This window comes from Rhizobium sp. K102 (assembly GCF_022385315.1).
Classification (GTDB): Bacteria; Pseudomonadota; Alphaproteobacteria; order Rhizobiales; family Rhizobiaceae; genus Rhizobium; species Rhizobium croatiense.
Genome location: NZ_CP092436.1, coordinates 387,000 through 411,458, shown reverse-complemented (window position 1 = coordinate 411,458; position 24,459 = coordinate 387,000). Strand labels below are relative to the sequence as shown.

Below are 24,459 nucleotides of genomic sequence, written 5' to 3'. Positions count from 1 at the left end.
TGACGCATATAGTCTTCCAGCGTCGTGGGTGTAACGAGAACCAGCGGCTGAACATAGGTCCTGTTCGGTAGAGGCCTTGGAACTATTTTGTAGAAACGAGAAACAACACTGCGCTTAAGGCTTGCATCCATAATGTCGCTTCCAGAGGGCTTCTCGAAGGTAACCTCGCTAACGCGTCCGTGCTTATCGATTGTGAATTTGGCCCAATTCTGAGTTGTCGTTGTCGTTGCGCAGCCGCTCAACAGAAGAACTGCTGCGCAGACCGAGGAAATAATTGCTTTCATATCATGACCTTGAGTTAGAAATTGGCATCTGTATTCTCGCTCCACTAGCATTGCCGATGTCACAGCGAAAGTAGCCAGACCATGACCACCAAGCTCGAACGTCTCATCGACCAGGGTGTGGGCCGCGTGCCCGCCGATATCGTGCTGAAGGGCGGCAGCTTCTTCGATCTCGTCACCGGCGAGCTCGTCCAATCAGACATCGCCATCGGCGCCGATCGCATCGTCGGCATTTCGGGCAGCTATGAGGGCGAGACCGAAATCGATATATCGGGCAGAATAGTCGTTCCGGGCTTCATCGACACGCATCTGCACATCGAATCCTCGCTCGTCACACCGCATGAATTCGACCGCTGCGTCCTGCCCTATGGCGTTACCACCGCGATCTGCGATCCGCACGAGATCGCCAATGTGCTAGGCACCGCTGGCATCGAATTCTTTCTCGACTCCGCGCTAAAGACGATCATGGACATCCGCGTCCAGCTCTCTTCCTGCGTCCCGGCGACCCATCTCGAAACCGCAGGCGCCGACCTGCCGATCGAGCGTCTCCTGCCCTTCCGCGACCATCCGAAGGTCATCGGTCTCGCCGAATTCATGAATTTCCCCGGCGTGATCCACAAGGATCCCGTCTGCATGGCCAAGCTCGACGCCTTTCAGGGCGGCCATATCGACGGCCACGCACCGCTTTTATCAGGCAACGACCTCAACGGTTATCTCGCAGCCGGCATCCGCACCGAGCACGAATGCACGACCGCCACTGAGGCGCTGGAGAAGATCCGCAAGGGCATGCATATCCTCGTGCGCGAGGGCTCCGTGTCGAAGGATCTCGCCGCACTGATCCCCATCATCACCGAGCGGCTTTCACCTTATCTCGCGCTCTGCACCGACGACCGCAATCCGCTCGACATCGCCGAACAGGGCCATCTCGATCACATGATCCGCACCGCGATCGCCAACGGCGTCGAGCCCTTGGCGATCTACCGCGCCGCCTCGATTTCGGCCGCCCGCGCCTTCGGTCTCAGCGATCGCGGCCTGGTCGCGCCCGGCTGGCGCGCCGATCTCGTGGTTCTCGACAGTCTGGAAAACTGCCGCGCCGAAATGGTCTTCTCCGCCGGCCGGCGCGTCACCGATGCGCTCTTTTCCACGCGCAAGCCGGTCGCTCCGATCGGCCTCGACAGCGTCAAGGCCCGACCGATCAACGCCGCACATTTCGGCGTGCCGGCCATGGAGGGCGAGACATCGGTTATCGGCGTCATGCCGGGCAAGATCATCACCGAGCATCGCCGCTACCGGCTGCCCGTCAAAGGCAACGAGACGGCGGTTGATCTTGCCAACGACATCATCAAGGTCGCCGTCATCGAGCGCCACGGCAAGAACGGCAACCACGCCAACGGCTTTGTCCAGGGCTTCGGCCTGAAGAAGGGCGCAATCGCCTCCACCGTCGGCCATGACAGCCACAATATCTGCGTCGTCGGCGTCAGCGAGGATGACATGGCGCGCGCCGCAAACCGCCTCGGCGAGATCCAGGGCGGATTTGTCGTCGTGGAGGATGGCAAGGTCACCGGCGAAATCGCCCTGCCCATCGCCGGCTTGATGAGCCTTGAGCCGTACGAAAAGGTCCGCGATACGCTGCACCATCTGCGCAAGGCCGCCTTCGCGCTCGGCGCAACGCTGGAAGAACCCTTCCTCCAGCTCGCCTTCCTGCCGCTGCCGGTCATTCCGCACCTGAAAATATCCGACCGTGGCATGGTCGACGTGGACAAGTTCGCGCTGATGGGGTGATGCAATTGATATGGCCCACGAGATTTGATTAGAGCCGTATATCCAGTCTCAAACCGCGTGATGCCTCGTCGTCAGTTCTAGCCCGATCGCCTTCATGACGGCCAGCGTGGTTTCAAGGGTGGGATTTCCGTTCTCGCTGAGCGCCTTATAGAGATGCTCGCGCGCAAGACCGGTTTCTTTGGCGATTTTGCTCATGCCCTTGGCGCGCGCGACGACGCCGAGAGCCGACGCAATGAATTTCGCATCACCGGTCTGCAGTGCTTCAGTAATAAAGGTTTCGATAGCTTCGTCGGAGTCGAGCAACTCAGCCGGATCGAAGTCGAAGATCTCTTCAGCCATTATCATCGCTCCATTCCATCGCTATTCTCTTTGCCGTTCGTATGTCGGTTTCCTGCGTGCTCTTATCACCGCCGCAGAGAAGCACGATGATGGTTTCTCCGCGCTTGCGGTAGTAGATCCGATAACCAGGCCCATAGTGAATGCGCAGTTCACTCACCCCTCGCCGACCGGTGCCACATCGCCGACATGCCCGGTCGCAAGACGCTGGAGGCGCAAGGCAATTATTGCCTTCGCCTTTCCATCCTTCAACCTTTTGTGCCACTTCTGGAAAGTGGCCGTCTGCTTCAGAATGAACACATCAATTGTAATTTAAAAAATACAAGTTGTCAAAATCCATCACCTCCGTAGCGATGGCGCGTATGTCAGATCCGCGCACAGAACCCGTCCAGCGCCGCAAGTTTCACCGTTCCCGCATCGTTCCCAGCCTCGTAGCCCGGCATGGCCAACGGCTCCCCGAGCACGATACCGTCAGGCAGGTGGAAATCCGCCGGCTTGCGCGTCAGGTTGAAAACGAACAGCAGTTTTTCCCCGCCCTTTTCGCGGGTGAAGGCGAGCAGGTCCTGGTTGGTGCCGACAAAGGTCATTTCGCCGTCGATCAGCGCCGGGTGGCTCTTCCGGAAGGCGAGCGTCCTGCGGTAGTGGTGCAGCACCGAGTAGTCGCTGTCCTCCTGCGTATCCACGGAAAGGGCCGCCTGCTCGTAAGGCACCGGCAGCCAGCTCTTTTCGGCGGAGGTGAAGCCGGCATGCGCCTTGCCGGCTTCCCAGGGCATCGGCGTGCGGCATCCGTCGCGGCCCTTGAACGCCGGCCAGAAGCGGATGCCGTAGGGGTCGCGCAGATCCTCGAAAGCAAGCTCCGCCTCCGGCAGGCCGAGCTCCTCACCCTGGTAGAGGCAGATCGAACCGCGCAGCGCCGCAAGCACCGAGATCGCCAGCTTGGCGATAACAGGGCGCTCATCCGCCGTCAGCGCAAAACGGCTGACATGACGCATGACATCGTGGTTGGAAAAAGCCCAGCAGACCCAGCCATCGGTCACCACCTTCTGGAAATCCTCGACGCAACCGCGAATATGCTCGGCGGTGAACTCCGGTCCGAGCAGGTCGAATGTGTAGCACATGTGCAGCTTGTCGCCGCCGCTCGTATAGGCGCCAACCGTCTTTAGCGAACGCGCCCCATCGCCGACCTCGCCGACAGTCGTGCGATCCTCGTACTGATCGAGCAGCGCCCGGAAGCGCTTGAGGAAACCGACATTTTCCGGCTGCGTCTTGTCGTAGAGGTGGTTCTGCATGCCGTATGGATTGCTGTCTGGCGCATCGAGGCCGGCGTCATCCTCGTCGGGCTCATGCGGCGGATTGCTTCTCAGCTGCTCGTCGCAGAAATAATAGTTCACCGTATCCAGCCGGAAGCCGTCGACGCCGCGGTCGAGCCAGAACTTCACCGTCTCCAGCACCGCATCCTGCACTTCTTCGCAATGGAAATTGAGGTCCGGCTGCGAGGTCAGGAAGTTGTGCTGGTAATATTGCCGGCGCACGCCGTCCCACTCCCAGCCAGGCCCGCCGAAGATCGACAGCCAGTTGTTCGGCGCCGTGCCATCGGGCTTCGGATCGGCCCAGACATACCAGTCCGCCTTCGGATTGCTCCGGCTCGCCCGGCTCTCGACGAACCAGGGATGCCGGTCCGATGTGTGCGAGATCACCTGGTCGATGACCACCTTGATGCCGAGCCTATGCGCCTCGGCCATCATCTCGTCGAAATCGGCGAGCGTCCCGAAGATCGGGTCGACATCGCAATAGTCGGAGACGTCATAGCCCATGTCGGCCATCGGCGACTTGAAGAAGGGCGAGAGCCAGATCGCATCGACGCCGAGGCTGGCAATATGCGGCAGCCGGCGGGTGATCCCCTTGAGGTCGCCGAGGCCATCGCTGTTGGTGTCTTGAAACGAGCGCGGATAGACCTGATAGATCACCGCGCCTCGCCACCAATCCGCATTCCCGCCTGTCCGCAATGCCATCGGCTACATCTCCTGCTTCGTTTGCGCCCGCAACACTAAAGCGGACGAAACAAAAGACAACATGTCAGGCCGTTGTGAAGGTGCAGGGACACCCCGTCGTGATCCGACAAGGAGGAGACGTATTTAGGCTTGTCCACAACCCGTTTCCGCCTCCGCATTTGGGGTTGCAACGCGATTCCTTTGCGATAAGGTGCGCACTGACCTGCACGTAAGAGGTCAAATACCGGGAACAGATGTCTAATAAGGGCGCAAAGCCTAGAAAGGTGGACCCACGATGAACCAGTTCACGAAAAAATTTCTCGCCTCCGCAATGCTTGGCACATTGCTGGCATTTTCAGCGCATGCGGCCACGCTCAACATTCACAATGGTGGCGATCCGCAGTCGCTCGACCCGCAAAAACTTTCCGGCGACTGGGAGAACCGTATTGCCGGCGACATTTTCGAAGGCCTCGTCACCGAAGACGCCAAGGACAATCCGATTCCCGGCCAGGCCGAAAGCTGGACCATTTCGCCGGACGGCAAGGTCTACACCTTCAAGCTTCGCGACGGGATCAAGTGGTCCGATGGCCAGCCGGTAACGGCAGGAGACTTCGTCTTCGCCTTCCAGCGCCTCGTCGACCCGAAGAACGCCGCCGATTATGCCTATCTGCAGTTCACCATCAAGAACGCCGAAAAGATCAACAAGGGCGAGATCACCGACCTCAACCAGCTCGGCGTCAAGGCGATCGACGACAAGACGCTCGAAATCACACTGGAAAACCCGACCCCATATTTCATCAATGCGCTGATGCATTACACGGCTTACCCGTTGCCCAAACACGTCGTCGAGGCCAAGGGTCAGGATTGGGTCAAGATCGGCAACATCGTCACCAACGGCCCCTATAAGCCGACCGAATGGGTTCCGGGCTCGCATGTCACCACCGTTAAGAACGACCAGTGGTACGGCACCAAGGACCTGAAGATCGACGGCGCCAAGTTCTTTGTGCTCGAGGATCAGGAAGCCGCACTGAAACGTTACCGCGCCGGCGAATTCGATATCCTCACCGATTTCCCGACCGACCAGTACGAGTGGATGAAGAAGAACCTGCCGGGCCAGGCGCATGTCGCCCCCTTCTCCGGCCTCTATTATTATGTCGTCAACTCGCAGAAGCCGCCCTTCAGCGACAAGCGCGTCCGCCAGGCGCTGTCGATGGCGATCAACCGTGAAGTGATCGGGCCGCAGATCCTCGGCACCGGCGAACTGCCGGCCTATTCCTGGGTTCCGCCGGGCACCGCCAATTACGGCGAGCCGGCCTATGTCAGCTGGAAGGACCTGCCTTATAAGGACAAGGTCGCCGAAGCCAAGAAGCTGCTCACTGAGGCCGGCTTCGGTCCGGACAAGCCACTCCATGCCGTCCTCAGCTACAACACCAACGACAACCACAAGCGCATCGCGGTGGCGATCGCCTCCATGTGGAAGCCGCTCGGCGTCAATGTCGAGCTCGTCAATGCCGAAACCAAGGTGCATTACGACCAGATGCAGCGTGGCCAGGTCGAAATCGGCCGTGCCGGCTGGCTCGCCGATTACAACGATCCGGACAACTTCCTCAACCTCTTGGTAACGGGCGTGCAGATGAATTACGGCCGCTGGTCCAATCCCGATTACGACAAGATGATCAAAGAGGGCAACGCCGAAACCGATCTGAAGAAGCGCGCCGAAATCTTCAAGAAGGCCGAGCAGCTGGCGCTTGATGAATCCGCCGCCCTGCCGATCTACTATTATGTCTCGAAGAATGTCGTTTCGCCGAAGATCGAAGGCTTCGTCGACAACATCCAGGACATCCACCGCACGCGCTGGCTGTCGATGAAAGAGTAAGGGAAAACGGTCCTTCCCGCCCCTTTCGGGAAGGACCGGCCCACGACCATGATCAAATACGCCCTCCGTCGCCTGCTATCGACGATCCCCGTCCTGTGGATCGCCGTCACAGCCTGCTTTTTTGTTTTGCGCCTTGCTCCCGGCGGCCCCTTCGATGGCGAAAGGCCATTGCCGCCGGTGATCCTGAAGAACCTTGCTGTTCACTACAACCTCGATAAGCCGCTGATCCAGCAATACCTGATCTATGTCGGCGACCTGCTGCGGGGCGATCTCGGCCCCTCCTTCGCCAGCGAGGATTTCACCGTTGCCCAGCAGATCATGATCGGTCTGCCCTATACGTTCACCATCGGCACCGCCGCCTTTCTGATCGCCATCATTGTCGGCGTGGCCGTCGGCTGTCTCGGGGCGCTATACCAGAACAAGGCGCCGGATTACATTCTCGGCGCGCTGATCCTGGTAGGCGTCGTATTGCCCAACTTCCTGATCGCGCCGATCCTGCAATTGATCTTCGGCATTCACCTCGCCTGGTTTCCGGTCGGCGGATGGGGTGACGGATCGATCAAATACTTGATCCTGCCGATCGTCGTTCTGGCTTTGCCGCATGCGGGCCGCATCTCGCGTATCACCCGCGGCTCGATGATCGAGGTGATGAACCAGAACTTCATCCGCACCGCCAAGGCCAAGGGCATCGGGCCGCGCCTGACGGTGATGCGCCATGCGCTGAAGCCCGCCATGATGCCCGTCGTTTCCTATCTGGGTCCGGCGGCAAGCTACCTTCTCACCGGCTCGCTGGTCGTCGAAAGCATCTTCGGATTGCCCGGCATCGGCCGCTATTTCGTCAACGCAGCCCTCAACCGCGATTACGGCATGGTTCTCGGGACGGTCATCTTCTACATGGTGCTGATCGTGTTCCTGAACCTTCTCGTCGACATCGCCTATGCCTGGCTCGATCCGAAAGTGAGAAACCGATGATCCTCAACCCCGCGAAACGCGAGCTGCTCGCCCAGGAGCTTCTCGAAGCGGAAGGCCTGGCGCCCGAAGGCCGCTCGCTCACCAGGGACGCGCTGCGCCGGCTCGGACGCAACAAGGCGGCCGTCCTGTCGATCGCCGTCCTGGCGCTGCTGATCGTCGCAGCCTTCCTCGGTCCCTGGTTCATTCCGTTCAACTATGAGGATCCGGACTGGGCGGCCTTCCGCATTCCGCCGTCGATCGAGACCGGCCACTATTTCGGCACCGACCCGAACGGCCGCGACCTTCTTGCCCGCGTCCTCTACGGCACCCGCGTCTCGCTTGCGGTCGCACTGACGGCAACCGTCGTGTCGGTCGTCATCGGCGTGCTTTACGGCGCGATCTCGGGCTATATCGGCGGCAGGCTGGATGCCATCATGATGCGTTTCGTCGATATCATGTATGCGCTTCCCTACATCCTCTTCGTCATCCTGCTGATGGTGATCTTCGGCCGCAACGTCTATCTGCTCTTTGCCGCAATCGGTGCGCTGGAATGGCTGACAATGGCCCGCATCGTGCGCGGCCAGACGCTGTCGATCAAGCATCGCGAGTTCATCGAGGCGGCGCGCGCCTCCGGGCAGCGGCCGTTCAAGATCATCGTCAAGCACATCATTCCGAACCTCGTCGGCCCGGTGGTCATTTTCGCGGCGCTGACCGTGCCCGAAATCATCGCCACCGAAAGCTTCCTGTCCTATCTCGGCTTTGGCGTGCAGGAGCCGCTGACCTCGCTCGGGACGCTGATCGCCGAGGGAACCGACGCCATGGAAAGCATGCCCTGGCTGCTGATCTTCCCGGCCGGCTTCCTCGTGGCCCTGCTGCTCAGCCTGCTGTTCATCGGCGACGGCCTGCGCGACGCGTTCGACCCGAAGGATCGCTAAGAATGCCCCAAGAAACGCAAAAAGACGTCCTGCTCGAACTCAACGACTACTCGATCACCTTCGCGACGCCTGACGGCGAGGTGAAGGCGGTCTCGAATATGAACCTCACCGTCCGGCGCGGCGAGCGCGTCGCCATCGTCGGCGAATCCGGCTCCGGCAAAAGCCAGACCTTCCTCGGCATCATGGGCCTGCTGGCCAAGAACGGCGCCACGACGGGCCAGGCGCTGCTCGAAGGTAAGGACGTGCTATCGCTGAAACCGCGCGAGCTCGATCGCATTCGCGGCAAGGACATGGCCATGGTCTTCCAGGATCCGATGACCGCCTTGAACCCGTCGCTCAGGATTTCCCGGCAGCTGACCGAACAGCTCGAGGTTCATCGCGGCCTGACGGCCCGCGCGGCATCGGACGCTGCCCTCGATATGCTGAAACGCGTCGGCATTCCGGATCCGACCCGGCGGTTCCACCTCTATCCCCACGAGCTCTCCGGCGGCATGCGCCAGCGCATCGTCATTGCCATGGCGCTGCTGACCAAGCCGAAGCTTCTGATCGCCGACGAACCGACGACGGCGCTCGACGTCACGATTCAGGCGCAGATCCTCGACCTCTTCAACGACCTGACGGCGGAGATGAACACGGCGCTGGTGATGATCACCCACGATCTCGGGGTGGTCGCAGGCCTCGCCGACCGCGTCGCCGTCATGTATGCCGGCCGCATCGTCGAGGAGGCCCCCGTCGACGAACTCTTCGACAATCCGGCCCATCCCTATACGGCGGCGTTGCATGCCTCCATCCCGCGGCCTGACCAGGATGTCGACGCCCTCGTCGTCATTCCCGGCCGCCCGCCGAACCTGCAGCACCTGCCGAAGGGCTGCAATTTCTCGCCGCGCTGTTCGCAGGTCCAGAACGATTGCATCGACCATCCGCCGCCGCTCGAGACGCTGGCGCCGCGCCACTGCGCCGCCTGTTACCACCCGTTCCCGCGTCGTGAGGAGTTACTGAACCATGGCTGAGCGATCGCTGCTGAGGGTCGAAAACCTGACGACCCAATTCGAACTACCGGCAAAAGGCCTCTTCAAGCCGCCGGTCTTCCTCACCGCCGTCAACAATGTCAGCTTTGATCTCGCCGAAGGCCGCACGCTCGGCATCGTCGGCGAATCCGGCTGCGGCAAGTCGACGCTCGGCCGCTCCATCCTGCGGTTGTTGAAATCGCAGAAGGGCCGCATTCTCTGGCAGGGCCGTAATCTGCTCGACCTTAGTGAAGAGGAGATGCGCGCCGCGCGCCGCGACATGCAGATCATCTTCCAGGATCCGATCGCCTCGCTCGACCCGCGCATGACCGTCGGCGACATCATCGCCGAGCCGCTCACCGTCTTCGAGCCGAAGCTTTCGAAGGCCGAGCGCACCGACCGGGTCCGCCAGATCATGGCTGCCGTTGGTCTTGTCCCGGAGATGATCAATCGCTATCCGCATGAATTTTCCGGCGGCCAGGCGCAGCGCATCGGCATAGCGCGCGCCGTCATCACCAAACCGAAGCTCATCGTCTGCGACGAGCCGGTTTCGGCCCTCGACGTCTCGATCCAGGGCCAGGTGATCACGCTTCTGCGCAAGCTGCGCAAGGAGTTCGGCCTGACGCTGATCTTCATCAGCCACGACCTGTCCGTCGTGCGGCTGATCTCCGACGATGTGCTGGTGCTCTATCTCGGCAGGGTGGTGGAATCGGGCGACTGCGCCACCGTCTTCGACCATCCGGCCCATCCTTATACACAGGCGCTCTTTTCGGCCGCACCGATCCCGGATCCGAAGCTCGCGCGCCTGCGCACCCGCATCCGCCTGCAGGGCGATCCGCCCTCGCCGCTCAACCCGCCGAAAGGCTGCGTCTTCTCGCCGCGCTGCTGGAAGGCGACCGACATCTGCCGCACCGAAATGCCGCCGACCGAGGAGGTTCGCCCGGGCCAGAAGGCGGCCTGCTACCACATGGACAGGCCGTGAATGGAACGACTTTTCAGTACATCTGCGTCCCTCCATCTGTGGGGGGAAGTGTTCCAAAAACGGACTTATTTCGGAATCTATAGTCTCCGATAACAAAGATTTAGTTGCGGATATGCTATCCCTTTTTCCGCCCAATGATGGGCGAGGGGAACGCATATATGAAATCAAAAGTCTCTGGATTGATCGCGCTTGCCGCCGCGATCATCGCCGCCTCAGCCGTGCCGTCGCGTGCCGAAGATCTGAAGTTCCAGCTCACCAACGGGACCAATTCCGTCCTGACGCGCTTCTACAGTTCGCCGACCGGCGTCAATAGCTGGGAAGAAGACGTCTTCGGCGAGAAGGTCCTCAATCCGGGCGAGACCGTGAACATCACCATCGCCGACGGCCGCGCCGTCTGCAAATACGACATGCGCTTCGAATTCGACTAAAACTCGGACCTCGACACGACCGAAGACACACAGGACCTTTGCGAGCTCGGCAGCTACACCATCCACGAATAATCAACCTGCGCCGGTACCCGCCTTCGCCTCGCCCGAAGGCGGGCTTTTCATTTCCTGTGATACCGGCGCTCGCGATATCAATACTTGTCACTCTGCACGGCTCCGCGTATCAGCGGATGAAGCGTCAATTCAAAGCGATAGAGCGGCCTGTTGGACGCTCATGCCGGGAGGACAAGGTGAGCGGAAGACGGTTTCTATCGATCGGTGAATGCATGGTGGAGCTCTCGCAGGCCGGTGACGGCCTGCTGCGCAAAGGCTTTGCCGGCGATACCTTCAACACCGCCTGGTATGCCCGCGCCTGCCTTGGCCCCGACTGGTCGGTCGATTATTTCACTGCCCTCGGCGACGACGCCATGTCGGACGAGATGGTCGCCTTCATCGACAAGGCAGGCATCGGCACGAGCTTGATCCGGCGCATCAGAGGCAGGACGCCCGGCCTCTACATGATCAGTCTGAAGAACGGCGAGCGCTCCTTCAGCTACTGGCGCGACAGCTCGGCCGCCCGCAGCCTTGCCGCCGATCCCGACCGCCTGCGCGAAGCGGTGGAAAGCGCCGACCTCGTCTATTTCTCCGGCATCACCCTAGCCATTCTGCCGCAAGAGGATGCCACGACACTGCTCGCCGAAATCCGCCGCGCCAAGGCGGCCGGCAAACTCGTGGTCTTCGACCCGAACATCCGTCCCCGCCTCTGGTCGAGTTACGACGTGATGCACACAACGATCAGCGAAGGCGCACGCTCTTCCGTGCTCGTCATGCCGAGTTTCGACGACGAAGCCGCGCATTTCGGCGACGATTCCATCGAGGCGACGATTCAACGCTATCGCGCCCTGGGCGCTGCCAATGTCGTCGTCAAGAACGGCGCGGACGGCGTTCGCTTGAATTTCGCCGGCGACGAGACCTTCGTTCCGGCCGAGACGGTGGAGACAGTGGTTGATACCACCAGCGCCGGCGACAGTTTCAACGGCGCCTTCCTTGCGCGCTATCTCGAAACCCAGGACGCGTCGGCCGCCGCCCGCTTCGCCGCGAGCGTCGCAGCCCGCGTCGTCAGTGAGCATGGCGCCTTGGTCGCCAAGGAAAAGCTCGGATTGAGCGGGCGTTAAGCCCGCGCATGACGACCAACATACGAACGCCATGCGCGGGCGCTCCCCGCCGTATCGGCGTTACCTGCCGCAGGTATCAAGCAATCAGGACTTCGTCGGCCGATCGGAACTCGCGAACCGCCTCGTCATGATACCAGCAGCTGTCGAGCGCCGCGTCGCAGACATCGGCTGCCTCGCGCTCCATCAGCCGGGCGCGTTCGAACCGACTGGGGGTCCGCGCCGGCTTGACGGGAAACTGGTAGATCGTTGCGGATTCACGATGGAAACCAGTGGGCATAAGATCGCCTCCATTCCGTTCGGCGCATCAACATTCGACGTCGCGACCTTAGCACAATGCACATAGTTTATGCAAATTGCACAAAATATATGCACGCATATATTGTGATTGATCGATATGCTGTCTCCGCGGCGAGCGTCCGCCTATTTGTTCAACACTTCATCACCTCCGGGCTAACGCCGAAATTTTCATCCGGTTCCAAAGCCGAAATCCATTTTTGCGCCGAAAGCGGGCATTTCGGTCACAGAGAATGCGTATCGGGCGGCTGATGTGCATATTTTCTTGTCGAGGCGGCCGAACTGGCACGCTACGTGCTTTTAAAAATGCATCCCCTGGCGGTTGGATGCGCTTACGCGCGGAGATCGTCTCCGGATTTGCTCACCTTCGTAGCATTGAGAGAGTCACGATGACAAAATATAAGCTCGAGTATATTTGGCTCGATGGGTACACTCCGGTACCGAACCTGCGTGGCAAGACGCAGATCAAGGAATTCGACGTATTCCCGACGCTGGAACAGCTTCCGCTCTGGGGCTTCGACGGTTCGTCGACCATGCAGGCCGAAGGCCGCAGCTCTGATTGCGTGCTGAAGCCCGTCGCCATTTATCCCGATCCGGCCCGCAGCAACGGCGCGCTCGTCATGTGCGAAGTCATGATGCCGGATGGCGTCACGCCGCACCCGAGCAACGCCCGCGCGACCATCCTTGACGATGAAGATGCCTGGTTCGGCTTCGAGCAGGAATATTTCTTCTACCAGAACGGCCGTCCGCTCGGCTTCCCCGAGCAGGGCTATCCGGCTCCGCAGGGCCCCTACTACACCGGCGTCGGCTATTCGAACGTCGGCGATGTCGCCCGCGAAATCGTCGAAGAACATCTCGACCTTTGCCTGGCTGCCGGCATCAACCACGAAGGCATCAATGCCGAAGTGGCCAAGGGCCAGTGGGAGTTCCAGATTTTCGGCAAGGGCTCCAAGAAGGCCGCCGACCAGATCTGGATGGCACGCTACCTGCTGCAGCGCCTGACCGAAAAATACGGCATCGACATCGAGTATCACTGCAAGCCGCTCGGCGACACCGACTGGAACGGTTCGGGCATGCATTGCAATTTCTCGACCAAGTATATGCGCGAAGTCGGCGGCAAAGCCTATTTCGAAGCGCTGATGGCGCAGTTCGAAAAGAACCTGATGGATCACATCAACGTCTACGGTCCGGACAATGACAAGCGCCTGACCGGCAAGCACGAAACCGCGCCGTGGAACAAGTTCTCCTACGGCGTCGCCGACCGCGGCGCTTCGATCCGCGTGCCGCACTCCTTTGTCAAGAACGACTACAAGGGCTATCTGGAAGATCGCCGCCCGAACTCGCAGGGCTGCCCCTACCAGATCGCGTCGCAGGTTCTGAAGACGATCTCGGAAGTTCCGACTGCAGGTTCGGCCTCCGCGGCTGCTTAACCTCCCAAACGGCGCCGGTCCATGACCGGCGCCGTCATTCCTTCCGCACGAAATTCGCGATCGGCCGCTGACATATTCGCGGGGATCGGGCCGCCAAAAGCCCTGCAAGTGCTGGCATGCGGCTGTAATATTTCCATCATGGTCATGCCTCAAAATAGACAGGCGGGAATCGCCGTTCCGGAACCCCGCTATGGGGCTGAGCGTTGGCATATCACTGCAACGCGGATGGAATCACGACATGCTGCAACGTCCGGCAAACACTTATAGCGGCGAGAGCTGGGCCAATGCCGCAGCCGCCGGAAATCTGCCGGAACGGCTGGTGATCGTCACCGACGCCTGGCACCCGCAGGTCAACGGCGTCGTGCGCTCGATCGAGAACACCAATCGCGAATTGGCGAAGATGGGCGTTGAGGTTTCGATGGTGACGCCGGAGCGCTTCAACAGCATCCCCTGCCCGACCTACCCGGAGATCCGCCTGTCGATCGCCAGTTACCGCCGCGTCGCGCGCGAGATCGAAAAGCATAATCCCACCTATGTGCACATCGCCACCGAAGGTCCGCTGGGGCTGACCGCCCGCCGCTGGTGCCTGCGCAAGGCCATGCCCTTCTCCACCAGCTATCACACCCGCTTTCCCGAATATGTTTCCGCCCGCCTGCCGATCCCGCAGAGCTGGCTCTATGCTTTCATACGCTGGTTCCACAATGGCGGCGCCGGCTGCATGGTTGCGACACCGAGCCTGGCCCGCGAGCTGTCAGCCCGCGGCATCAAGAATTTGATGCCCTGGACCCGCGGTATCGACGCCACGCAATTTCATCCCATGCCGCTCGAAGAGGAGCCTTTCGATCTGCCGCGCCCGATCTTCATGACGGTTGGCCGCGTCGCGCTGGAAAAGAACCTGCCGGCCTTTCTCGATCTCGACCTGCCCGGCTCGAAGGTGGTCGTTGGCGATGGCCCGGCGCGCGCCGAACTAGAGCAGCGCTATCCCGATGTGCACTTTACCGGCGTGAAATTCGGCGAGGATCTGGCGAACGCCTATGCTCAGGCCGACGTCTTCGTCTTCCCGTCGCTCACCGACACCTTTGGCAACACCATCCTCGAAGCGCTGGCATCGGGCGTGCCGGTTGCGGCCTACCCGGTCACCGGGCCGCTCGATATTATCGGCGAGGATAGCGAGGTCGGGGTGCTGGATGCGGACCTGCGCACCGCCTGCCTTGCCGCCCTTTCCGCTTCGCGCGAGAAGGCGCGCGCGCTTGCCATGCAATATTCCTGGGAAGCGGCGACGACGCAGTTCATCAACAATATCCGCGCCGCCAATGGCGTGATCACGCCGAAATGGAAGAAGGCCTGGCAATTTGCCAAGTCGCTTCCGAGAAGCAGAAAGCCCGGCGAAACCGCCGGGCCTTTGCCGTCCGCAGACTAAAGCCATTCCAGCAAAAGTGTGAAGCGGTTTTGCGTCCGGAATTGCGTGAACAAGAGTTCCAATCGAGCTTACTTGTGCAACGCGCTGCGTAGCGTGTCGTTCGCGACCTTGATCGCGCTGCGGACCGCCGGCGTTTCGGCAATCGCATTCAGCAGCACGAAGTCGTGGATCGTACCGTTGTAGCGGATCGAGGTGACTTTGACGCCGGCCTGGCTGAGCTTGCGGCCATAGGCTTCGCCTTCGTCGCGCAGCACGTCGTTTTCATCGGTGATGATAAGGGCCGGCGGCAGGCCGTTGAGCTGTTCGAGCGATGCCTGCAGCGGCGAAGCCGTCGGCTCCTTGCGCTTGGCCTCGTCAGGCAGATAGGCGTTCCAGAACCATTTCATCGCTTCCTTGGTCAGCCAAGGGCCATTGGCGAAGTCATTATAGGAACCATTGTCGAAGTTGGCGTCGGTGACGGGGTAGAACAGCACCTGCTGGTCGATGGCGGGGCCGCCGCGCTCCTTGGCAAGCAGCGTCACCACCGCCGCCATGTTGCCGCCAACGCTGTCGCCTGCGACCGCGAGCCTGCTGGCGTCGACGTTGAATTCCTTGGCATGCTCGGCGACATATTTGGTAGCGGCATAGGCCTGCTCGATGGCCACGGGGTATCGGGCCTCCGGCGCGCGTTCATAGTCGACGAAGACGACGGCGGCATTGGCGCCATTGGCGATTTCGCGCACCAGCCGGTCATGCGTATCCGCATCGCCGAGCACCCAGCCGCCGCCGTGGAAGTAGAGAACGGCCGGCAGCGTGCCCTTGGCATGTTCCGGGCGGACGATGCGCAGCTTGATGCTGCCGGTCGGGCCTGTTTTGATGACCTTATCCTCTTCCTTTGCGGCGAGCTTCTTGACCTCGCCCTTCTGCGCGCCGGACAGAACGTTACGGGCATCGGCCGGCGACAGCGTGTAGATCGGCTTGCCGCCGGCAAGACCGTCGATGAACGTCTGCGTTGTCGGCTCGAGGACCGGATCGGCAAGCGCGCCGACGGCGGAGGTTGCCAGGAGTACTGCTGCGGAAACTGCGGTCTTGATGGTCGACATTGTCTTGTCCTCTCGGTTTTGTTGTTCGTCTTGAAACACGTATTTATATCGCGCACGATTATTTATTGGACAATTTAAATTTCCGCATATCAGCCATGCATAAAAATTGCTTCCGATTATTTATCGCGCGATATAAATTTGCGCGGTTTTGGAGATGCCCCCATGCAGGATCAGCTGAAGCTCGACGATTTCATCTGCTTTGCCATCTACACGGCAAGCCACGCGCTGAACCGCGTCTACAAGCCGCTACTCGACACGCTCGGCCTCACCTACCCGCAATATCTTGCCTTGGTCGCGCTATGGGAACAGGACGGCCAGACCGTCGGCGGCCTCGGCGAACGGCTCTTCCTGGAATCGAGCACATTGACACCGCTGCTGAAACGCCTGGAAAGCGCCGGCTATATCAGCCGCGAGCGCAGCAGCGCGGACGAACGCGTCGTCGTCATCCGGCTCAGCGAGGCGGGTATTCGCCTGAAGGAAAAGGCGATCGGTATCCCCGGCTGCATCGCGGAAGCGAGCGGCCGTGACGCTGGAGATCTTACTCGGCTCCAGGCCGAGATCGTGGCGTTGCGTGAGGCGCTGACTAAGAGCATCGCTTAGATTCACCACAACCGAGGTAGGCCGCGCCTGAGGCACCCCCTCTGCCCTGCCGGGCATCTCCCCACAGGTGGGGAGATCGGCTAGGCGCGATGGTTTCTCCAAACAACTGGCGTCACAGCTCGGGGAAACGGTAGACGGGCGCGAAGTTTGTGCCGCTTGCCAATCTCCCCTTGTGGGGGAGATGCCCGGCAGAGCAGAAGGGGTATCCCGCGCCACAACGCGACCGGATATTCCGCAAGCACCAACTGGCGCCCAGCCTCTACGTCCGCTTCTTCTTCGATTCGTACGGATTATCAGGCGAACGGAAATGGATGCGGATCGGCACGCTCGGCATGTCGAAATCGGCGCGCAACCCGTTGATCAGATAGCGCGTATAGGATTCCGGCAGCGCGTCGGAGCGGGTGCAAGAGATCATGAAGGCCGGCGGGCGTGCCTTGACCTGGGTCATATATTTCAGCTTGATGCGCCGGCCGGAGACGGCCGGTGGCGGATGCTGGATCTGCTGCGTTTCCAGCCAGCGGTTGAGCCGTGCCGTCGAGATACGCTTGTTCCAGACCCTGTCGGTATCGATGATCGACTGCATCAGCTTGTCCAGCCCCCAGCCGGTCTGGCCGGAGATCGGCACGGCGCGGATGCCGCGCGCCTGCGGCAGCAGACGGTCGGTCTTTTCGCGCAGGTCGGCAAGCACCGCCTGCCGGTCCTCGATCATGTCCCATTTGTTGAAGGCGAGAACGGCGGCGCGCCCCTCGCGCAGCACGAGATCGACGATCTGCAGGTCCTGCTTCTCGAAGGGGATCGTCGCGTCGAAGACGATGACGACCGTCTCGGCGAAGCGGATGGCGCGCAACGCATCGGCGACCGAAAGTTTTTCCAGCTTCTCGGTTACCCGCGCCTTGCGGCGCATGCCTGCGGTGTCGAACATCTTGATGGTGCGGCCGCGCCAATCCCATTCGACCGAGATGGAGTCACGGGTGATGCCGGCCTCCGGCCCGGTCAACAGCCGGTCCTCGCCGAGGAAACGGTTGATCAGTGTCGACTTGCCCGCATTCGGCCGGCCGACAATCGCCACCCTTAGCGGCTTGGTGTCGTCATAGATCGGCTCTTCGTCCTCGCCGTCGGCCTCGTTTTCGCCCAGCGGAATGTCGACATCGGTAACCGCGACATCGTCCTTGGCATAGGCACGGTCCCTGCCGATCGCCTCGACGATCGCGTCGCGCAGGTCGAGCATGCCCTGCCCGTGCTCGGCCGAAATCGGCGTCGGCTCGCCAAGCCCCAGCGTATAGGCGTCGTAGAAGCCGCTATCGGAGCCGCGCGCTTCGGATTTATTGGCGACGAGCACCACCGGCTTGCCCCGTCGGCGCAGCATTTCGGCAAGAGCGGTATCGACCGGGGTCAACCCGTTCTTGGCATCTACGACAAAAAGCGAAAGATCGGCCTCGTCGATCGCCGCCTCCGTCTGGGCGCGCATCCGGCCTTGCAAACTTTCCTCGTCGGCCTCTTCCAGACCGGCCGTGTCGATAATCGTAAAGGTCAGGCCCATCAGCCGCGCATCACCCGGCCGGCGGTCCCGCGTCACGCCGGGCGTATCGTCGACGAGCGCAAGCTTCTTGCCCACCAGGCGGTTGAAAAGCGTCGACTTGCCGACATTCGGACGACCGACGATGGCGACCGTGAAACTCATACTTTTTCCTTAAAACTCAGCCCTGCGCGGCGGGCGCCTTGCCGGATGCGGTAATGAGATCAAGCATCATCTGGGCGCGATTGGCAACAGGACGCGGGCTTTCGGCGTCATCGATAATCGACTGGAACCACTGCCGCGCCTGCGCCATGTTGCCGGCCTTGTAGGCGGCCAGACCGAGTGCCTCGCGCGCCGAATGGCGGAAGGCGTTGCCGGGCACGGCCATTTCCTCGATCGCGGCCGAAACCTGTTCATAGGAGCCGTTCTCGATCAGCAGCCAGCCCGCACGCATTCTGGCGGCATCGCGCACGGCAGCAGGAACGCCGTTGTCTTTGCCGATCTCGTTGAAGGCGGCGATCGCCGCGGCGGCGTCGCCCTTTTGGGCCTGGACGGTCGCAGCCCGCATGCGCGCCAGCACCGGATAGGCGCCATGCCCTTCCTTCTCCAGCTTGTCGAGCGCGGCCAGCGCCTCATCGTTCTTGTTCTCGTCGGCAAGCTTCATCGCCGCCAGGAACTGGTCGCCGGCGCCCGAGGAACGGCTATCGTCCCAGTAGTCGTAGAGAACCTTGCCGGCGGTGCCGACGACGATCAGGATGGCAGCGACGATGATATATCGGCCGAACCGGCGCCAGGCGCCCTTCATCTGGTCGGACCGCAATTCCTCATTGACTTCACGGATGAAGCTGTCGTCGTTGAATGCCATTCTCGTCTCCGGCCGCGGCAATACCCATAGGCTGTGCGCTACGCACATTGCCCGGCCTTCTACCGCATTTTGCTGCGGTTGTAAGGGGGATATGAAAGATTCGTTACACGACCAGCGGTGAAACGCCGATCAACCATTCGTGCAGCTTCCAGATGATCAGCGCCCAGGCAATGATGCCGATGACGACGGCATAAAGATCGTATTTCGCCGAGACGAAGGGGCGCAGCGTGATCTCGCCCGCCCGTTGCCGCCGTTTCAGCGAGATGCGCAGGATGACACCCCAGGCGAGGAAAGCGGCAAACAGCAGCACCGAAGACGTCTCGCCGTTGGCGAGCAGATGTGCCAGCGCCCAGATCTTCACCGACAATACCATCGGATGTTTCGTCTTGGTGGCGATGTGTCCGGCCGGCAGCAGCGAGGCGACCAGACAGATCATCGCGATCAGCATCAGCGTGACCGTGATATGCGCCATCCAGACCGGCGGATTGTAGAGCACGCCGGCCACCGCGCGCGCCTGTCCGAAGCCGTAGATCAAGAGGATCAGCGTGGCCAGAACTCGCGACCGAATAGCCGGCCCGCCATCCCCGCTCGCCGAGGCTTGCGATCATCGAGCGGCGCAGGCCCGGAGCCACCACCCGCACTAGATGCACACCGAGAAAAAGTATGATGCCGACGATGAGCAGCGCCATTGCGGTCCCTTCCTTGCAGTTTGTCTTGACTTAGCGGCTGACGGGAAAAAATGCCAGCCGGACCGTAGCTTCGCCGCAATTCTATTAGAGGGAAACCGCGAACAAATTGTCGCGGTGCTCATGTCTCGTCCTCTCCTCTCCGCCTGTCTGGCTGCCTCGTTCCTTCTTCCTGTCACTGCAGAGGGGGCCGACCGGCCGAAGCAACTGGTCATCATTTCCTTCGACGGCGCCCATGATAACGCACTGTGGCTGAAGAGCCGCGAGATTGCCGCGAAGAACGGCGCCCACTTCACCTATTTCCTCTCCTGCACCTTCCTGATGAACGAGGCGGCGAAGAAGGCCTACCAGGCGCCGCATCAGAAACGCGGGAAATCCAATGTCGGCTTCGCCCAGAGCGACGACGAAATCCGCGAACGCCTCGGCAATATCTGGCATGCCCATCTCGAAGGCCACGACATCTCGAGCCATGCCTGCGGTCATTTCGACGGTCGCCTCTGGAGCGAGGCCGACTGGTCGTCCGAATACGCCACCTTCCACGCGACGCTGAAGAATGCCTGGAAAGGCGTCGGTCTCGACGAGCCGGCCGGCTGGCAGGACCTTGTCGATCATGGCATCAAGGGCTTTCGCGCCCCCTATCTGTCGGCAACCGCGGGCGCCGATATGATCGCCGCCGAAAAGAAGGCGGGCTTTACTTACGATGCAAGCCTCGTCACCAAAGGCCCGGCCATGCCCGTCGAAGAAGACGGCATCATCCGCTTCGGCCTGCCGCTGATTCCCGAAGGCCCGAGCGAAAAGCCGATTATCGGCATGGACTACAATCTCTTCGTCCGGCACTCCAAGGGCGAGGAGGACAGGGCGGATTCGAAGGAGTTCGAGGACCGCGCCTATTCAGCGTTCTCCCGGGCCTTCGACCGCCAGTACAACGGCAGCCGCATCCCCCTCCAGCTCGGCTTCCACTTCGTCGAAATGAACGGCGGCGCCTACTGGCGGGCGCTGGACCGCCTGGTCAGCGAAGTCTGCCGTCGAGCCGAGGTCGCCTGCGTCAGTTATTCGGAAGCGATCCCGATGATCGAGGCGCGCGGCAAGCTGCAGCAGACGTCGGGGCTCTGACGTAGTTTTCACAATCGGGACGACGTGCCGCGTGCCCTCCTCATCCGACCCTTCGGGCCACCGTCTCCCCGCTGGGGAGAAGAGGAAGCAAGTGGCGAGGCCGTGATTCCCCCTCTCCCCAGCGGGGAGAAGAGGCCCGTTAGGGCGGATGAGGGGCCTTGCGGCACAGCAGGCACTAAAGCCCCACTCATCCGTCCAAGCCTCACCCCTCACCCATCAGCATGCACAACACCGGCTTCCCGCTCCAGATAATGCTGGTCGATCGCCGGCAGAGGCTCGTCGTCGATAGCAGCCTCGAAGGCCTTGAGGCGCTTGTGGATGGAGAGCAGTTCGATGATCGTCGTCCAGGAGTTGACCAGATACTGGAACGAGTTGCTGACCTGGCCGAAGGCGGTCGATATCTGCTGGAAGATTCCATAAGTGATCGTGCCTGCAACGATCGTCGGGACCAGCATGAAGACCACGAAGAGCGCGTCTGCCTGAATGTAGAAATAGCGGGCGACGTTGAAATACATGTAGTGAAAATACATGCGGAAATAGTTCCGCCGAACGTTGTTGAAGAGCTCCCTGACCGTCAGCGGCTGAGCCCGCTCGGCATGATCCTCGCCATAGACGAGTTCCTTGCGATAGGCGGCTTCGACGCGCTGATTGCGGAAGTTCAGGCCCGGCAGCTTGATACCGGCGACCGCCAGAAGCAGCGTGCCGAATGCCGACCAGAAGAGCGCCAGCCAGAAGAGTGAATTCGCCAGCGGCCCGATGACCGGCAGTTCAGTCACGTAATGCGAGAGCGTCAGAAGGATCGGAAGGAAGACCACGAGCGTCATCACCGAGTTGATCAGGCTGATGCCGAGACCTTCGAGGGTGCTCGAAAAACGCATCGTGTCTTCCTGAACGCGCTGCGAGGCGCCCTCGATGTGACGCAGCTTTTCCCACTTCGACATGTAGAAGTCGTTCATCGCAGCGCGCCAGCGGAAGATGTAGTGGCTCGTAAAGAAGTCAGTCATGATCGACACGAACATGCTGAGGAATGCGATCTGACAGAAGACCCACATCAGGCTGTAAAAATTGTCGACGGAAATGCCCGGCTGCTTCGACAACGCGTTCTGGAGAAGATCGCCGAAGGGCCGGCGCCAGTTGTTGATCACGACCGTGATCTGGACGCCGAAATAGGTGACGAAAATGATGAGCGCCGACCCCCAGATCGACCACAGCTTCCAGGGATGATGCAGCGCCCTCAGATGCCATGCGGCGCAGAAGATCACCGCCGAGAGGAGGAAGTAACTGTAGAACCAGGTATTCTCGGGCAGCAGAAAGAAAGAAAGGTCGATCGGCTGCTGCTCTTCCGGAACCGGCACAAAGCCGAGCGACGCGCCGAGGCCCTCAGCGACAAAATACCAGCCGAATATTGAAATCAGTGTCCACACGACAAGCGAAATGAAGAAAGGTTTCGGCTGGGGAAAAACGAATGAAACACGGGGGGCTTTGCTTTCCTGAACTGGGAGTCTCGGGAGTGTCTTGGAACACTGATTGTGCCGGAAACTAAGGCAGTTCGAAGGAAGCAGCAATGGGTTCGGCCGATTGTTACGGAGATGTAACCGGTTAGGCGACTTTCTTGATCACGGGCATCACCAGGGCGGCGCAGACCAGGAGTGCGGCGGCGGCGATCACCGTCGGCACGGTGAAACTGCCTGAGCGCTCTGCAATCCAGCCGGCAACAACAGGCCCGATGATCTGGCCGAGGCCGAAGGCAGCGGTCATCATCGCCAGAATTCGCCGCGGGCTCTCGGGTGAAAGCTTGCGACCGATCTGCAGCCCGTAAGCCGTAATCGCGAGGAACGTCGCGCCGAACAGTGCGCCGCCGATCAGCGGTGCGACCGAAGGCGGCAGCGCCACGGTCGCCAGCACGCCGGCCGCCTCGACCAGAAGTGCCGCGATATAGACGCCGCCGAGCCCGAGGGACCTCACCAGCGGCCTCCAGGCAAACAGCGCCACCGCCGCCGTCAGACCGGCGATGAACCAGCAGAGGAATTCAACGAAAGCTCCCGTTGCCGACAGGCGGGCGATGGTGACGAGGAAGGTCGCGGTGATGACATAGCCGAAGCCGAACAGGCCGTAGGACAGGGTTACCAGCACCATCGGCCGGCTCCAGTTGAGCGCCGGCTCCTTGCCCGCCTGAGCCGTTTGCGCCGGCGCCGGCGGCAGCAGAAGGCAGACGGCGACCAGGCTTATCGCACAATAGATTGCCCCGCCGATCCAATCGGCGCGCCAGCCGCCCGGCCCGTCGTGAAAGCCGAGACCAACCAACAGCACCATCACCGAGGACAGAGCGATCCCCGCCCCGGGCCCACCGAAATGCGCCGCCTGCACATGGTCATTGCCGGCCGCAGCCCCGTGGCTGAGCACGATCGAAGAGGTGAAGACCATCGCAAAGGCGCTGGCGAGGCCGGCCAGGAAGCGGATGACGGCGAAGACCGCGACGGAATCGGTGGCGGCCATGGCCGCGAGCAGGATGGCGGTGGCCAGCAGCGCCGAGAGCGCCACCAGCCGCTCGCGCCCCGCCGCCCAGCCATAGGCCGCAAGCACGGCGCCGACGAGATAACCGACGAAATTAGCCGAGGCGATAAAGCCTGCATCCGCTGCCGAAAGCGGCACGCCGCTCATCATCCCGGGCAGGATCGGCGTATAGGAGAAGCGCCCAAAGCCCATGGCCGCAGCCATGGCAACGGCCCCTGCAGCGGCGGTGGCAACGAGATTCGGCTGGGAGCGAGGCGGGCGGGAAAGCATGCAGTGCTTATCGCGCCGCAGCACAGGCACTGCAAACAACTATTTCTGATCGGTCGATCAATTTCCGGAAAGGTCGAAAAAATCCTAGCTCGCCTTGAAAGCGGGTATCTTACGATATATGTTTTACGACATAGCCAACGATACATCTAGCGATGAAAGGAAAAGCCATGAGAGGTTTTAAAGGCGGCATGTTCGGCGAAGCGTTTCGCATGGGCCGCAAATTCGCGGCGGGCGATCTGCAGCTCGTCATCCTGGCCCTGCTCGCCGAGCAGCCGCGCCACGGTTACGAATTGATTAAGCTGCTGGAGGAGCGTTCCGGCGGCTTCTATGTGCCGAGCCCCGGTGTCATCTATCCCGCACTCACCTATCTCGAGGAAACCGGTCTTGCCGAAGTGGAGAATGAGGGCACCAAGAAGCTTTATCGCATCACCGAGGCCGGCCGCCGCCGCGTCGAGGAAAACCGCGACATGATCCTTCACACGCTCGCCAAGCTCGAACGCATCGGCGAGAAGATGGCCTATGTGAAGCGTGTTTTCGAAACCGACCGCCACGGCGCCGACAGCGATGACGGCGACTTCATGCAGGATGGCGGCGATATCCGCGCCGCCCGGATGCTGCTGCGCTCGGCCCTCAGGATGCGTTATCCCTGGTCGAAAACCGAGGCCGCCCGCATCGCCGGGATATTGGAACGCGCTGCGACGGAGATCCTGCAGGGCGGCAGGCCGGAAACGCGGGGGTGAAGACGATAGTGGTCCCGACGTCGGCGCGTCCGAGCATGCGCCGCCGACACACACAAGAGAGCCTCATCCTGGAGGCGCCTCGCAGGGGCCTCGAAGGACGCGCTGTTGCCGGATGAATGCAAGAAGCAACGTACGTCTGATCCTTCGAGGCTGCGCCCTTTGGGCTTCGCGCCGAGGAGCGTCGGAAA

Annotated in this window: 19 protein-coding genes and 4 pseudogenes; 13 read left to right on the top strand and 10 right to left on the bottom strand. The window is 61.2% G+C overall.

What is annotated here, in order from left to right:
* Positions 1-365: 365 nt before the first annotated feature.
* The gene (gene ade / locus MHI61_RS07935; protein ID WP_239791583.1) at positions 366-2,063 is read left to right on the top strand and encodes an adenine deaminase; all 1,698 of its coding nucleotides are present in this window, start codon (positions 366-368) and stop codon (positions 2,061-2,063) included.
* A 48-nt stretch (positions 2,064-2,111) separates the two neighbouring features.
* Here the strand turns inward: ade and MHI61_RS07930 are convergent, their stop codons facing one another.
* The 3 genes and pseudogenes from MHI61_RS07930 to MHI61_RS07920 all read right to left on the bottom strand — a co-directional run bounded on the left by MHI61_RS07930 (position 2,112) and on the right by MHI61_RS07920 (position 4,411).
* Positions 2,112-2,402 carry an addiction module antidote protein gene (locus MHI61_RS07930; RefSeq protein WP_097610954.1) on the bottom strand — a complete coding sequence of 97 codons (291 nt, stop codon included), beginning with the start codon at positions 2,400-2,402 and terminating at the stop codon, positions 2,112-2,114.
* Positions 2,395-2,699 (bottom strand): annotated as a pseudogene (locus MHI61_RS07925) (type II toxin-antitoxin system RelE/ParE family toxin). The gene MHI61_RS07930 and the pseudogene MHI61_RS07925 overlap by 8 nt, the downstream one beginning before the upstream one ends.
* A 65-nt stretch (positions 2,700-2,764) precedes the next feature.
* A complete protein-coding gene (locus MHI61_RS07920; protein WP_239791582.1) occupies positions 2,765-4,411 on the bottom strand; it encodes an alpha-glucosidase in 1,647 nt (548 codons plus the stop codon).
* A gap of 274 nt (positions 4,412-4,685) precedes the next feature.
* Between MHI61_RS07920 and MHI61_RS07915 the strand changes: the two genes are divergently transcribed.
* The 7 genes and pseudogenes from MHI61_RS07915 to MHI61_RS07885 all read left to right on the top strand — a co-directional run bounded on the left by MHI61_RS07915 (position 4,686) and on the right by MHI61_RS07885 (position 11,741).
* Positions 4,686-6,266, top strand: coding sequence for a peptide ABC transporter substrate-binding protein (locus MHI61_RS07915; protein WP_239791581.1), 1,581 nt, complete (start codon positions 4,686-4,688; stop codon positions 6,264-6,266).
* Between the two features lie 48 nt (positions 6,267-6,314).
* Positions 6,315-7,238, top strand: a complete 924-nt coding sequence (locus tag MHI61_RS07910; RefSeq protein WP_038690477.1) for an ABC transporter permease subunit — start codon at positions 6,315-6,317, stop codon at positions 7,236-7,238.
* Positions 7,235-8,152, top strand: coding sequence for an ABC transporter permease subunit (locus tag MHI61_RS07905; RefSeq protein ID WP_097604465.1), 918 nt, complete (start codon positions 7,235-7,237; stop codon positions 8,150-8,152). The genes MHI61_RS07910 and MHI61_RS07905 overlap by 4 nt, the downstream gene beginning before the upstream one ends.
* A gap of 2 nt (positions 8,153-8,154) precedes the next feature.
* A complete protein-coding gene (locus MHI61_RS07900) occupies positions 8,155-9,162 on the top strand; it encodes an ABC transporter ATP-binding protein (RefSeq protein WP_239791580.1) in 1,008 nt (335 codons plus the stop codon).
* The gene (locus MHI61_RS07895; RefSeq protein WP_222141799.1) at positions 9,155-10,141 is read left to right on the top strand and encodes an oligopeptide/dipeptide ABC transporter ATP-binding protein; all 987 of its coding nucleotides are present in this window, start codon (positions 9,155-9,157) and stop codon (positions 10,139-10,141) included. The genes MHI61_RS07900 and MHI61_RS07895 overlap by 8 nt, the downstream gene beginning before the upstream one ends.
* Before the next feature lie 158 nt (positions 10,142-10,299).
* Positions 10,300-10,641: pseudogene (locus tag MHI61_RS07890) on the top strand (hypothetical protein).
* Between the two features lie 176 nt (positions 10,642-10,817).
* Positions 10,818-11,741, top strand: coding sequence for a sugar kinase (locus MHI61_RS07885; protein WP_275593083.1), 924 nt, complete (start codon positions 10,818-10,820; stop codon positions 11,739-11,741).
* An 84-nt stretch (positions 11,742-11,825) separates the two neighbouring features.
* Here the strand turns inward: MHI61_RS07885 and gstI are convergent.
* Positions 11,826-12,018: pseudogene (gene gstI, locus MHI61_RS07880) on the bottom strand (glutamine synthetase translation inhibitor GstI).
* A 406-nt stretch (positions 12,019-12,424) separates the two neighbouring features.
* Here gstI and MHI61_RS07875 point away from each other — a divergent pair.
* Both MHI61_RS07875 and MHI61_RS07870 read left to right on the top strand, forming a co-directional pair.
* A complete protein-coding gene (locus MHI61_RS07875) occupies positions 12,425-13,465 on the top strand; it encodes a glutamine synthetase beta-grasp domain-containing protein (protein WP_239791579.1) in 1,041 nt (346 codons plus the stop codon).
* Between the two features lie 238 nt (positions 13,466-13,703).
* Positions 13,704-14,885 (top strand): glycosyltransferase family 1 protein, encoded by a 1,182-nt coding sequence (locus MHI61_RS07870; RefSeq protein ID WP_239791578.1) that lies wholly within the window; start codon positions 13,704-13,706, stop codon positions 14,883-14,885.
* 68 nt (positions 14,886-14,953) lie between these two features.
* Here MHI61_RS07870 and MHI61_RS07865 read toward each other — a convergent pair whose 3' ends face one another.
* Positions 14,954-15,967 (bottom strand): alpha/beta hydrolase, encoded by a 1,014-nt coding sequence (locus MHI61_RS07865; protein ID WP_239791577.1) that lies wholly within the window; start codon positions 15,965-15,967, stop codon positions 14,954-14,956.
* A gap of 162 nt (positions 15,968-16,129) precedes the next feature.
* Here MHI61_RS07865 and MHI61_RS07860 point away from each other — a divergent pair, with 162 nt between their 5' ends.
* Positions 16,130-16,567, top strand: coding sequence for a MarR family transcriptional regulator (locus tag MHI61_RS07860; protein WP_239791576.1), 438 nt, complete (start codon positions 16,130-16,132; stop codon positions 16,565-16,567).
* 259 nt (positions 16,568-16,826) lie between these two features.
* On the opposite strand, the gene der is transcribed toward MHI61_RS07860, so the two are convergent.
* The 3 genes and pseudogenes from der to MHI61_RS07845 form a co-directional block, all read right to left on the bottom strand.
* Positions 16,827-18,248: a ribosome biogenesis GTPase Der gene (gene der / locus MHI61_RS07855; RefSeq protein WP_239791575.1), complete on the bottom strand. Its 1,422-nt coding sequence runs from the start codon at positions 18,246-18,248 to the stop codon at positions 16,827-16,829.
* A gap of 16 nt (positions 18,249-18,264) precedes the next feature.
* Positions 18,265-18,948, bottom strand: a complete 684-nt coding sequence (locus MHI61_RS07850) for a tetratricopeptide repeat protein (RefSeq protein ID WP_004678688.1) — start codon at positions 18,946-18,948, stop codon at positions 18,265-18,267.
* Positions 18,949-19,051: 103 nt separating this feature from the next.
* Positions 19,052-19,637, bottom strand: a pseudogene (locus tag MHI61_RS07845) (NnrU family protein).
* 120 nt (positions 19,638-19,757) lie between these two features.
* Here MHI61_RS07845 and MHI61_RS07840 point away from each other — a divergent pair.
* Positions 19,758-20,747, top strand: a complete 990-nt coding sequence (locus tag MHI61_RS07840; protein ID WP_239791574.1) for a polysaccharide deacetylase — start codon at positions 19,758-19,760, stop codon at positions 20,745-20,747.
* A gap of 209 nt (positions 20,748-20,956) precedes the next feature.
* Here MHI61_RS07840 and sbmA read toward each other — a convergent pair whose 3' ends face one another.
* Positions 20,957-22,171: a peptide antibiotic transporter SbmA gene (gene sbmA, locus MHI61_RS07835; RefSeq protein ID WP_239791573.1), complete on the bottom strand. Its 1,215-nt coding sequence runs from the start codon at positions 22,169-22,171 to the stop codon at positions 20,957-20,959.
* A gap of 175 nt (positions 22,172-22,346) precedes the next feature.
* Entirely contained in the window at positions 22,347-23,531 is a 1,185-nt protein-coding gene (locus MHI61_RS07830) for a YbfB/YjiJ family MFS transporter (protein WP_239791572.1), read from the bottom strand.
* A 167-nt stretch (positions 23,532-23,698) separates the two neighbouring features.
* On the opposite strand from MHI61_RS07830, the gene MHI61_RS07825 reads away from it, so the two are divergent.
* On the top strand, positions 23,699-24,271 hold the full coding sequence (locus tag MHI61_RS07825; RefSeq protein WP_097604410.1) for a PadR family transcriptional regulator: 573 nt from the start codon (positions 23,699-23,701) through the stop codon (positions 24,269-24,271).
* The last annotated feature ends 188 nt before the right edge of the window (positions 24,272-24,459 follow it).